A 338-nucleotide genomic window follows, 5' to 3' on the forward strand; every position below is an offset into this window, starting at 1 on the left:
CACCCACCACCCCAACCCGAAGGCTGAGTTCACTGGGGCCGGCGTTCGAAGGAACAGGCAAAGCCCGTGCCCTCAGACACCCAACAGCGTGCCCGACACAACCAGCCGACCTATCACGTTCCACGCCGAAGCAGTACTAGTCATTGATCAACCGAGTGTGCCGAGTAGTCAACGTTCCACCCATGAGCAACCAGCATCAGACGTTCGCTGATGTTCTGGCCTCTGACCAGCACGAAGGCTGGTGAGAAGTGCTCCTTAGAAAGGAGGTGATCCAGCCGCACCTTCCGGTACGGCTACCTTGTTACGACTTCGTCCCAATCGCCAGTCCCACCTTCGAC

1 rRNA gene is annotated in these 338 nt (G+C 58.6%); it reads right to left on the reverse strand.

From position 1 onward, the window contains the following. Window positions 1-259: 259 nt before the first annotated feature. Window positions 260-338 (reverse strand): 16S ribosomal RNA (locus ADK86_RS17535); the annotation flags it as partial.

This window comes from Streptomyces sp. NRRL F-5755, assembly GCF_001279365.1.
In the GTDB taxonomy this organism is placed as follows: Bacteria; Actinomycetota; Actinomycetes; order Streptomycetales; family Streptomycetaceae; genus Streptomyces; species Streptomyces rimosus.